This is a genomic window from Promicromonospora vindobonensis, assembly GCF_042685865.1.
GTDB classification, from domain to species: domain Bacteria; phylum Actinomycetota; class Actinomycetes; order Actinomycetales; family Cellulomonadaceae; genus Promicromonospora; species Promicromonospora vindobonensis.
Genome location: NZ_JBHUOG010000001.1, coordinates 627,743 through 638,345, shown reverse-complemented (window position 1 = coordinate 638,345; position 10,603 = coordinate 627,743). Strand labels below are relative to the sequence as shown.

Sequence of the window (10,603 nt, the reverse complement as noted above, 5' to 3'; positions counted from 1 at the left end):
AGCCTTGATGCGGGATGCAACGGTGGTGGCGTGACTGATGGGAAAGCTCTGGCCGGCTGCCTGCTGATCACCGGGACGCCCGGGGCGGGCAAGACCACCGTGTCGCGCCTGGTGGCCGAGCGGCTGCCACGAGCAGCGCAGGTCGACGGAGACGTGTTCGGGATCATGCTCGTCAGCGGCCGGGCGAACATGCTCGACGACGACGGCCGCTGGGCTCCAGGACCCGAGGGGCAACGCCAGCTACGGCTCCGGATGGTGAACCTGTGCTCAGTGGCCGACAACTTTGCCGAGGCCGGGTTCACGCCGGTCGCCGACTCGGTGGTCGAGATGCGGGCGGAGCTGAGCTTCATCGCGCGGCGCTTGCGGGCGCGGCCCTTGATGCTGGTGGTGCTGTGTCCGCCGTTGGAGGTGGCGCGGCACCGGAACGCTACCCGCGCCGTCGAGACCCGGGTGGACTACGACGTCGCTCCCTTGGCGCGGAACCAGCGGCGGGAGCTCGGTGACCTCGGCTGGTGGCTCGACTCGGGGGAGCAGACGCCGGAGGAAACCGCCGACGCGATCGTTGCGGAGGCCGCACGCCGGGCCGTGGTGCCAGAGGATGCGTTGCGGGCGCAGGACGCCGTCCGGAGGTGACACCCGGTGGCCGGCGGCTCCGCCCTGCGGGTGGTCGGCGGGCCATCCTTTGTCGGCCGGGCTGCCTCGGTTTCTGCTGACGGCAGATGTGGGCCCGCTCGACGAGCGAGGCGAACAGGTGTGCCATAGATTGATGGCATGAGATCGGCAGACAGGGCATCTGAAGCGGGCGGCCAGCCCATCGGGTCCTCGCTGCCTACGGCCGGCGGGGCAGTCGTCCACGCTGCGGACGTTCGGGCGCTGCGCGAGCGCTTGGCCGACATGATCCTGCCAGCGGGTACTGACACGGACGGCCCGGCGGCGAAGCAGGTGCAGGCGGAGTGGGTGGACCTGCTTGGTGAGCTGGAGGCGGTGAAGAACACCGTGGCCGCGGCGCAGGGCCGGTTGGCGGTGGCGCTGGAGGAGGCGACTCGGGCCGATGAGGCCGTGCAGGGGATCCGGGTCGAGCGGCGGGGTCGTGGGGTGTCGAACCAGGTTGGTGCGGCGATGCAGGTCAGCCCGCACGCGGGTGCGGCGTTCCTTGGGACGGCTCGGGCGTGGGTGACGCAGATGCCGCATACGTTCGACGCCTTGCGCACGGGTGTGCTCTCGTCGTGGCGGGCGACGCTGATGGTGCGGGAGACGTCGCACCTCACGCCGGAGCACCGGGCCCGGATCGATGAGGAGATCTGCGGGCCTGCGGGTCTGGCGGAGCTGGCCCGGCTGGGGACCAAGCGGTTGGTCGCCAGGGTCAAGGCGCTCGCTGCGCAGCTGGACGTGCATGCGTGTGTGAAGCGGAACGTGAAGGCTGTGGCGGAGCGGCGGGTCTCGGTGCGTCCGGCTCCGGATCTGATGGTCTACCTGACCGCGCTGGTCCCGATGGCGCAGGGGGTGCAGGCCTATGCGCAGCTCAAGGCGCACGCCGATGCCACCAAGGCTGCCGGTGACGAGCGGGGTGTCGGGCAGATCATGGCTGACACCCTGATCGAGCGGGTCACGGGCCGGGAGCCGGGTAAGGCGGAGGAGGTGCCGGTGACGATCAACCTGCTGGTCTCCGACCAGACGCTGCTGGCCGGTGGAGGCGAGCCCGGTGTGGTGCCGGAGGGCATGTCTGCGGGGGCCGGCACGGTCCCGGCCCCGGTGGCACGGAACCTTGCGGCGCACGGGATCGGCGCCGACACGGCGTGGCTTCGTTCGATCTACGTCGACCCGCGTGGCCGGCTGCTGGCCACAACCTCGACGTCCCGGTTCCACCCGCCCGGTCTGGCCGTGTTGCTGCGCGCGAGGGAGCAGGGCATCTGCGGCACGTCGTGGTGCGACGCCTCGGTGCGGCATATGGATCATGTAGTCCCGCACGGCGAGGGTGGTGCGACGAGCCTGGCCAACGGGCAAGGGCTGTGCGCCCGGTGCAACCATGCGAAGCAGGCACCCGGGTGGGGGCAGAAGGCCACCGAGGTCGACGGCAGGCACGCCGTGGAGACGATCACCCCCACGGGGCACACCCATGCCTCCGTGGCGCCAGCGCCGCCAGAACCGGTTCGCGATCCCGCTCCGGGATGGACACCGGCCGTCGGTATGGACTCGCCCGGCAGTGGCCGTGTCCCGCGCAGCCGGTACTCGATCGGCTGCCATACCGGCCCCCGGGATGCCACGATCGCATACCGGCCCAGATCGCGACGACGAACTCGTCGCCGGAGCGGCCGGGCCGACATCTCCTGGGGGCACAGCCCTGCCTACACGATGCCCGGAACCAGCGCGTAGGCGATCACCGTGATCGAGTTGTTGAACGCGTGCACCACCACGCCCGGCCACACCGAGTCGCTGCGCCGACGGAGCTCAGCGGTGATGATCCCGACGATCAGGGCGGCCGGCAGCACGACGTTGATCCCGTGGAGGAGCGCGAAGATCACTGCGCTGCCGAGCGTCGCGGCCACGGCGCCGTAGCGGAGCAGCCCGGTCGTCACGACGCCGCGGAAGAAGAACTCCTCGCCGATCGGCGTCAGGACGGCCAGCCCGATCGCCGTCACCACCAGGAGCCACGGTCCGCTGCTCGCGCCGGCGGCGTAGCCGGCCTGGGTGTCCGTGGGGACCTCCGCCAGCATGAGGAACAGCGGTGTGAGAAGGCCCTTGGCGAGCAGGGCCAGGACGCCGCCCGCGACGCCCCACCACATCCAGCGGGCACTGGCCCTGCGGATGCCGAAGGACCGCAACGGGCGGCGTCGCACAGCTGCCGCGGCAGCAAATCCGGCGAGCCCTGCCACCCCGGAGAGGCACGCCAGGATGGCGCCACCGACCGGGCTGGTCAGGTCGACCTGCCCCGACGCCGCGATCGGCAGGCCGAGGCCGACCACTGCCATCGCGGCGATTCCCACCACGATCTCGGGCCAGCCGGGCCGGTCGACCTTCGGGACTGTGTCCGTCGTCGTCTCCATGGCAGCAGTACAAACCGTGTGGTTGGCACACGGTCAATCGTCAGGGCACGAGGACGATCCGCCCGAACACCGTCCCGGCATCCATCTGCCGGTGCGCGTCGGCGGCCTGGTCCAGCGGTAGGACGTCGTGCACGACGGCATGCAGTTCGCCGCGTGTCACGGCGGCGAACTGCGCGGTCCGGACGGCGTCCCGGTCAAGGGTGGGAATCGTGTCGAGGCTGAACGTCGCGACGGAGCGGGACTGCTGGAACGCGCTGATGAGCCGCTGGCCGAAGTCTGCGGGCGGCATACCGGCGATCGCCCCGACGACGACCAGGCGCCCGTTCGGCGCGAGCCGGTCGATGAGCTCCGGCGTACCCGGACCGCCGACGATGTCGATGATCACGTCATAGGACGCCTGGGCATCAGTGGCGCCGCCGCCGGAGCGGTCGAGCACCTGCGTCGCTCCGAGCTCACGGAGCCGGCCGCCGCGCTCGGACGACGACGTCGTCACCGCGACGGCGCTCGCACCGCCGCGTGCCGCCAGCTCGACGGCAGGGATCCCGATGCTCCCCGCCGCGCCACGGACGAGCACCGACTCACCGGCCGCGAAGTGCGCGTGAGCAAGTGCGAAGTGCGCGACCGGACCGGAGCTCCCGAGGGTCACCGCGTCGACCGACGAGAGCTCGTCGGGGAGGGCGCCGACGTCGGTAACCTGCGCGAGCGCCTGCTCGGCGTAGCCGCCGCCAGTGCCCGTGAACGCCCACACCCGGCGGCCCAGCCACGAGCTGTCGACGTCCGCGGCGACCGCTGTCACCGTGCCGGCCACCTCGCTGCCTGGGATCAGGCCGGTGGTGAAGCCGTACCCGGCGAGCGTCCCGCGGCGGATGACGGCGTCGACCCCGCCGACCCCGATCGCCTCCGTCTCGATCACCAGCTGTCCGGGCCCTGGGGTCGGCACGGGGACGTCGGCCACCACCATGCCGCTCGGGTCGCCGAATCGCTCGATCTGCACTGCTCGCATCGTTCGTCTCCTGTGCTGTCGCTGTCTTCGCCTTCGGTCGGGACGTTAACGGACGGGGGCGTCCACTTCGGCGAACTGAGAGGGTTGGCCGGTCGATTGCCCCACATGCTGTCGCGGCCGGACGAGCGGCGTCCCGAGGATCCCCTGCTGCACGGCCGAGGGGGCCCTGCCACACCCCGGGCTCAAGGCGGCTCTGGTTGGCTCGGATGACCGCTCGTAGCGTTCGTCACGGCCCGCTTGGACCACAACATCGAGCCCCAAGGAATGGTCCTCATGTTTGACATCGACCTGCGCGCGTTCTACGAGCGCTGCTTCGCAGACGACAACGCCCACCGGTTCGTGCCCATGCCCGCGCTGCACGACGCAGCGACGCTGCGCCAGCAGCTGGTGGCATGATGCCGCGGCCCGGTGTGGTCGACACACCAGGACAGCGTCGGGAGGGGCCCGTGGAAACGATCGGGATGATCGGCGCCGGCGACATGGGCAGCGAGATCGCACGCGTGGCCATCGCGCGCGGTTACCGGGTGGTCATCGCCAACTCGCGGGGGCCGGAGACGCTGCACGGGCTCGTCGACGACCTCGGCCCGTCGGCACGTGCCGCGCATCCGGCGGAGGCAGCGGCGCTGGGCGACTTCGTGATCCTGTCCTTCCCCCTCAAGGTCGCCCACGACCTCCCCGTGGACGAGCTCGCAGGCAAGGTGGTGCTGGACACGAACAACTACATGGTCTGGCGCGACGGCCACATCCCGGTGATCGACTCCGGTGCGAAGACGGTGCACGAGCTGCGCCAGGAACAGCTGCCACGGTCCAAGGTCGCCAAGGCGTTCACCCACATCCAGCACGAACGCCTGCTCAGCGCCGCCCGACCGGCGGGTCATGCCGAGCGGGTGGCGCTGGCGGTGTCGAGCGATCACCCGGAGGCCGTTGTCCTTGTCACCCGCCTCTACGACCTGTTCGGGTACGACACCGTGGACCACAGCCCGTTGAGCGAGTCCTGGCGCAATGCGCCGGGGCAGCCTGCGTGGGTCCGCGCCGGGTGGCAGGGCCGCGAGGAGCTGCTCCGCAACCTCAGGCAGGCGAAGCCGGCCATGCGGGGGTGACGGTTCTCGATCTCAATCGGCGCGCAATCGCGGGACGAACCCTGGGACGCTAAGCCCATGACCTTCGCCGACCTCCACACCGGCCCGCACCCGCTCCTCCTCCCCAACGCCTGGGACGTCGCCTCCGCCCTGGCGTTCGCCGAGGCAGGGTTCCCCGCGGTCGGCACCACGAGCTTCGGCGTCAGCGCCGCCCTTGGTACGCCCGACGCCGGCCGGACGAGCCGCCAGGCCACCACCGAGCTGGTCCGCCGGCTGCTTGCGCTGCCCGCCTACGTCACCGCAGACCTCGAGGACGGCTACAGCGACGACCCGGCCGAGGTCGCCGACCTCGTCGCGTCGCTGGCCGACGCCAACCTCGCGGGCGTCAACATCGAGGACTCCACGTACGGGGAGCTCATCGACCCGGCAGCGCATGTTGCCAAGGTCACCGCGATCAAGGCCGCGGCGCCGGACGTGTTCGTCAACGCGCGCGTCGAGACGTACTGGCTGAACAAGAACGCGACCGTCGACGCCACCCTCGACCGGGCCCGCGCCTACGTCGACGCGGGGGCCGACGGCATCTTCGTGCCCGGCGCGACCGAGCCGGCCGTGCTCGAACGCCTCGCGAGCGCGCTACCGCTCCCGCTCAACGTCCTCGCGGTCCCCGGCCTCTCGCTGGGGCGGCTGGGAGACCTGGGCGTCCGGCGGGTCAGCACCGGGTCGCTGCCCTACCGCGCGGCGCTCGACGCGGCCGTCGCTGTCGCTACCGCCGTCCGGGACGGCGACGAGACGCCGTCGGCCACGCCCTACCCCCAGTCGCAGGCGCGGCTGGAGCGGTACGCGCAGCGGGTGGCGGACCAGGGCTGAGGCTGCCCGATCGGCGACCGCCCACCCGATCAGCTCCGACCGAGAACCTCCGCGTTCAGGATCGTGCCGCCAAGGCTCCAACCGCCGTCGGCGACCTCTTCGAGGATGACGAGCGTGGTCTGGCGTGCCCGCTCGCCGTACACGTCCGCGAAGGCGTCGGTGACGGCGTCCTGCAGCTTCTTCTTCGACTCGGCGGTGAGGGTCTCCGCCGGCACCTTGAGATTGGCGAATGGCATGGTCAGCCCTTTCTGAGTGCGACGGCGGCCACGGTGCGTGCCCGCCGTCCTCCACCCTGCACGGCTCCTGCCGAGAGTGGGAGAGGACTACGGAACGGGGGACCGGCGATCCCTGGCGGGCGATAGCGTGTCGCCGTGATCGAGGTCCCCGAGTCGTTCCGTGCGATGCCCCGGTGGTGGGCCGCGACGCCGTCGGAACGCCGGTGGCTGGCCGACCTCCCGCACCTGGTCCGGCGATGGTGCGAGCGCTGGCACCTGACGGTCGACGGGGCGCCACGGCACGGGTCGAACGCGCTGGTCGTGCCCGTGCGCCGCGAGGAGCAGGCGGCGGCGCTGCGCCTGGCACCCCCGGGGGACGATGTCGCAGCGCTCTCCGCGGCGCTGCGGTTCTGGCGAGGGCGCGGCGTCGTGACGGAGCTCGCCTCGGAGGCCGTGGCGGGTGTGCTGCTGCTGGAGCGGCTCGACGCGGACACCTCTCTCGCCCACGAGCCGCTGCACTTCGCGATGACCGAGATCGGCCGGACCGCCCGTCGCCTCGCCGTCCCCGCCGGAGATGATCGCGCGGCGGGGATCAGGCACACCTCCGACGACGTGGCCGAAGGGACCCCGCAGCTGCGCACGGTGTGGGAACGCCTCGGCAGGCCGTTCGACCGCGGCGTGCTCGACGTCGCGACGGACGCCGCCTCCGTGATCCTGGCCGGCGACCGTGAGCCGGTGGCCGTCAATGCCGACCTGCACTTCGACCAGGTGCTGCGCCACCCGGACGGGCGGTGGTGCGTGGTCGACCCGGTGCTGCGGCGGGGCGACGTGGAGCGGACGGCGGTGGACGCGCTCTGGCACCGCGTGGACGAGCTGGCCGACACCGAGATCCCCGCACAGCTGGACCTGCTGGTCGAGGCAGGGGAGCTCGACGGCGAGCTCGCCCGCGCGTGGGCGTTGTGGCGGATCACGGACTACCGGCTCTGGGGCCTGGAGCACGGGCTGACCGAGGACCCGCCCCGCTGCGCCCGGCTGCTGCGTGCCCTGAGCTGACCCGACAGGATGCGAGCGACACCCCGCCGCGGCACGGTGGGAACGCCGGTGAGGCAGCCTGCCGTCGGCCCCTACCCAGGGACGTCGCACCGAGGGAAGGAGCGCGACATGGTCCAGCAGACCGTCGCCGATGTCATGACCCCCGAGCCGACCACTATCGGCATGTCCGAGACGCTCGAGACCGCCGCCCGGACGATGGCCGCACAGGACGTGGGTGCGCTCGTCGTGCAGGCAGGGAACACGACCGTCGGCATCGTGACCGACCGGGACCTCGTCGTCCGCGGCCTGGCCGAAGGGCTCGGGCTCGACGCGATGGTCGGCGAGGTGGCGAGCGAGGAGCTGGTCTCGGTGGGGCCCGGCGTCCCCGTCGAGGTCGCGGTCGAGCTGATGCGCGTGGCAGCCGTCCGGCGGATCCCCGTCATGGACGAGGACGTACCGGTCGGGATCGTCTCGATCGGCGACCTCGCCGCCGAACGGGACCCGATGTCGGCTCTCGCGGACATCTCCGAAGCGGACCCGAACGACTGAGCCGTGCGAGACAGAACCGGGCAGGACCGAGCCGTGCGAGGCGGTGACGTGGCCGACTTCCGGCAGGCACTGACCGGGGCCCGGCCGCGCGGTGCGGTCTCGGCGGCGCACCGCGCCTGGCTCAGCCACCCGCGCTGGGCGCTCGCCATCAAGGGTGCGCTCGCGGCGAGCCTCGCCTGGTTCGTCGGGCTGATCGCACCCCCGCCGTTCGCGGAGTACCCGTACTACGCGCCGCTCGGAGCCGTGCTCGCCACGACCAGCACCGTGGTGCGCTCCGTCCGGGACTCCCTCCAGTCGGTCGCCGCGGTGCTGGTCGGCGCGATCATCGCCCGCACCGTGGCCTTGCTGCCGCTGCCCGGCCTGCTGGAGCTCGCCGTGGTGGTCGGCCTCGCGCTCCTGTGCGTGGGCTGGCGCATCTTCGGCGAGATGGGCAGCTGGACCGTCATGTCCGCCATCTTCGTGCTCATCATCGGCAGCGGGGACTCCGGGGACTACATCGGTTCCTACGCCGGACTGATCCTCGTGGGCGCTGCGATCGGCATCGGCCTCAACCTGCTGCTCCCGCCCTTGCCGCTCACCCCCTCCGAGCTTGCCCTCGGCCGCCTCCGCGACGGGATCGCCGAGCAGGTCGAGGTGCTGGCCAACTGGCTGGAACGCCGAGGGCCGTTGGACCCCGACGAGTGGGAGAAACGCCGCCAGCAGCTCTTCCCGACGGCCGAGGCTGCGCGCGCCGCGGTCGCGCAGACCCGCGAGGCCTCGCGCGCCAACCTGCGCGTGCGGTACAACGGCAACCACTACTGGGTGGCGTCCCAGACACGGCGAGCCGGCGCTCTCGGCACCTCGGCAGAGGTGGTCGACGAGATAGTCCGCCTGCTGGTCGAGTGGGAACGGGACGGGCTCGACGACGTCGCGCTCGGGAAGGAGCTGAGACCGGAGTTCGCCGGCACGCTGCGAGCGTTCGCGGCGGCCCTGCGTGCCGCCGTGACCCGGGACGCGGCGAACGAGTCCGCCGCCGGCGCGGCCGACTCGGAGGCGGCTGACGCCGTGGACCGGCTCGACCGGTCGATCGAGGAGCTCCAGCAGGCGGTCCGCGAGGCCAGGACCTCGACGCAGCACGACTACTTCGTGGCAGGCACCCTCATCGTCTACCTCGCCCGCGGTGCCCACGCCCTGCACTCCTGAGGGACGCGCACCCGCCGAAGGGCAAGGAATCCAGGTCGGCGTTACGTTGGAAATGGTCGAGAAGCGGCTGCCGTTCACATCTACCGAGGTGTCCCGTGAAGGCCCTGTTCCTCAGCTGCACGCTCAAGCCGTCCCCCGAACCGTCCAACACCGAGGCGCTCGCGTCGGTCGTCGCCGACGCCCTCGAGGAGCGTGACGTGACCGTCGAGCACGTCCGGCTCGCCGATCTCGACGTCCCGCCAGGAGTCGTCACCGACCTGGGCGACGGCGACGCCTGGCCCGGCATCCACGAGAAGCTCCTGGACGCCCAGATCCTCGTGGTCGTCACCCCGACCTGGATCGGACGACCCTCGTCCATCGCCCAGCGCATGCTCGAACGCATGGACGCGATGATCTCCGAGACGGCACCGGACGGCACCCCCGTCGCCTACAACCGGGTGGCCGGAGTGGTCGTCACCGGCAACGAGGACGGCGCGCACCACGTGATCTCCGAGATCAGCGGCGCGCTCGGCGACATCGGGTACACGATCCCCGGCCAGTCGTGGACCTACTGGAACCAGGGCCCCGGTCCCGGCGCCGACTACCCGCAGACGGAGCACGGGCACGAGTGGTCCAACAGCACCGGCCGCCTCATGGCGCACAACCTGTACTCCGTCGCGTCGGCGCTCGCGGCACAGCCGGTGCCGCCACCCAAGAGCTGACGCCCACACGGGCAGACGCCCACAGGCAGACGCCCACAGACAGACGCCCACAGGCAGACGCCCACAGACAGACAAGGAGCAGCACATGGCTACCTGCGAACAGTGCGGCAACGAGTACGCCCACACGTTCACGATCACGAAGGACGACGGGACCTCCGGCGTCTTCGACTCGTTCGAGTGCGCGGCCGCTGCGATGGCCCCACGGTGCGCACACTGCGGCTGCACGGTGCTCGGGCACGGGGTCGAGGCCGACGACACCACCTACTGCTGCAGCCACTGCGCACGGATCAGCACCGGCGCAGAGATCACCGACAGCGTGGGCGTCTGACCCGGACGGACGCGCATGCGAGCGGGAGAGCGCCGAGGCATGGTGGACGTGTCGGTGAAGCAGCCCGCCGTCGGCCCTACCGAGGGAGGAGAGCGACATGGTGCAAACCGTCGCCGATGTCATGACCCCAGCGCCGACCGCCGTCGACGTATCCGATTCGTTCCAGGTCGCCGCTCAGGCGATGGCCGCCGAGGACGTGGGCGCGCTGGTCGTCCAGTCCGAGTCCAAGATCGTCGGGATCGTCACCGACCGAGACCTCGTGATCCGCGGTCTGGCCGAGGGCCTCGGCGTCGACGCGACCGTCGGCCAGGTCGCGAGCGAGCAGCTCGTCACCGTGGGCCCCGGCGACCCCGTGCAGACCGCGGTCGAGGTGATGCGTGACGCCGCCGTCCGGCGAGTCCCCGTGATGGACGGCGACGTCGTCGTCGGCATCGTCGCGATCGGTGACCTCGCCGTCACCAGGGACCCGAGCTCCGCTCTCGCGGACATCTCCGAGGCGGAGCCGAACCGCTGAGCGGGTCGCGGCCGGGCTCGTTCGTCGGCGCTCGGCGAACGAGCCCGGCACGTACCACCTGACGTGAGACGACCTCGGGGCAGACCTCG

14 protein-coding genes are annotated in these 10,603 nt (G+C 71.6%); 11 read left to right on the top strand and 3 right to left on the bottom strand.

All coding sequences use genetic code 11. From position 1 onward, the window contains the following. The first annotated feature begins 30 nt into the window (after positions 1 to 30). Together ACFS27_RS02980 and ACFS27_RS02975 are read left to right on the top strand one after the other, a co-directional pair. Positions 31 to 633: an AAA family ATPase gene (locus ACFS27_RS02980; protein WP_377180183.1), complete on the top strand. Its 603-nt coding sequence runs from the start codon at positions 31 to 33 to the stop codon at positions 631 to 633. Positions 634 to 894: 261 nt separating this feature from the next. Continuing rightward, entirely contained in the window at positions 895 to 2,373 is a 1,479-nt protein-coding gene (locus ACFS27_RS02975) for an HNH endonuclease (protein WP_377183578.1), read from the top strand. On the opposite strand, the gene ACFS27_RS02970 is transcribed toward ACFS27_RS02975, so the two are convergent. Both ACFS27_RS02970 and ACFS27_RS02965 read right to left on the bottom strand, forming a co-directional pair. Next, on the bottom strand, positions 2,346 to 3,044 hold the full coding sequence (locus ACFS27_RS02970) for a CPBP family intramembrane glutamic endopeptidase (protein ID WP_377180181.1): 699 nt from the start codon (positions 3,042 to 3,044) through the stop codon (positions 2,346 to 2,348). The genes ACFS27_RS02975 and ACFS27_RS02970 overlap by 28 nt on opposite strands. A gap of 40 nt (positions 3,045 to 3,084) precedes the next feature. Further along, positions 3,085 to 4,047, bottom strand: a complete 963-nt coding sequence (locus ACFS27_RS02965; RefSeq protein WP_377180179.1) for a zinc-binding dehydrogenase — start codon at positions 4,045 to 4,047, stop codon at positions 3,085 to 3,087. 273 nt (positions 4,048 to 4,320) lie between these two features. Between ACFS27_RS02965 and ACFS27_RS02960 the strand changes: the two genes are divergently transcribed. The 3 genes from ACFS27_RS02960 to ACFS27_RS02950 are packed head-to-tail and all read left to right on the top strand — an operon-like array spanning position 4,321 to position 5,993. Beyond that, positions 4,321 to 4,443 (top strand): hypothetical protein, encoded by a 123-nt coding sequence (locus tag ACFS27_RS02960; RefSeq protein WP_377180177.1) that lies wholly within the window; start codon positions 4,321 to 4,323, stop codon positions 4,441 to 4,443. Positions 4,444 to 4,493: 50 nt separating this feature from the next. Further along, positions 4,494 to 5,147, top strand: coding sequence for an NADPH-dependent F420 reductase (locus tag ACFS27_RS02955; RefSeq protein WP_377180175.1), 654 nt, complete (start codon positions 4,494 to 4,496; stop codon positions 5,145 to 5,147). Positions 5,148 to 5,204: 57 nt separating this feature from the next. Further along, positions 5,205 to 5,993, top strand: a complete 789-nt coding sequence (locus tag ACFS27_RS02950) for an isocitrate lyase/PEP mutase family protein (protein ID WP_377180172.1) — start codon at positions 5,205 to 5,207, stop codon at positions 5,991 to 5,993. Between the two features lie 29 nt (positions 5,994 to 6,022). On the opposite strand, the gene ACFS27_RS02945 is transcribed toward ACFS27_RS02950, so the two are convergent. Beyond that, positions 6,023 to 6,229, bottom strand: coding sequence for a tautomerase family protein (locus tag ACFS27_RS02945; protein ID WP_377180170.1), 207 nt, complete (start codon positions 6,227 to 6,229; stop codon positions 6,023 to 6,025). A 135-nt stretch (positions 6,230 to 6,364) separates the two neighbouring features. On the opposite strand from ACFS27_RS02945, the gene ACFS27_RS02940 reads away from it, so the two are divergent. The 6 genes from ACFS27_RS02940 (at position 6,365) to ACFS27_RS02915 (ending at position 10,514) form a co-directional block, all read left to right on the top strand. Next, complete coding sequence (locus ACFS27_RS02940) at positions 6,365 to 7,261, top strand: aminoglycoside phosphotransferase family protein (protein ID WP_377180168.1); 897 nt, start codon at positions 6,365 to 6,367, stop codon at positions 7,259 to 7,261. A 108-nt stretch (positions 7,262 to 7,369) separates the two neighbouring features. Next, a complete protein-coding gene (locus tag ACFS27_RS02935; RefSeq protein ID WP_377180166.1) occupies positions 7,370 to 7,789 on the top strand; it encodes a CBS domain-containing protein in 420 nt (139 codons plus the stop codon). 3 nt (positions 7,790 to 7,792) lie between these two features. Beyond that, on the top strand, positions 7,793 to 8,971 hold the full coding sequence (locus tag ACFS27_RS02930) for an FUSC family protein (RefSeq protein WP_377180164.1): 1,179 nt from the start codon (positions 7,793 to 7,795) through the stop codon (positions 8,969 to 8,971). Positions 8,972 to 9,066: 95 nt separating this feature from the next. Continuing rightward, entirely contained in the window at positions 9,067 to 9,672 is a 606-nt protein-coding gene (locus ACFS27_RS02925) for a flavodoxin family protein (protein WP_377180162.1), read from the top strand. Positions 9,673 to 9,757: 85 nt separating this feature from the next. After that, complete coding sequence (locus tag ACFS27_RS02920) at positions 9,758 to 10,000, top strand: hypothetical protein (protein WP_377180160.1); 243 nt, start codon at positions 9,758 to 9,760, stop codon at positions 9,998 to 10,000. Between the two features lie 97 nt (positions 10,001 to 10,097). Beyond that, a complete protein-coding gene (locus ACFS27_RS02915) occupies positions 10,098 to 10,514 on the top strand; it encodes a CBS domain-containing protein (RefSeq protein WP_377180158.1) in 417 nt (138 codons plus the stop codon). Positions 10,515 to 10,603: the final 89 nt, after the last annotated feature.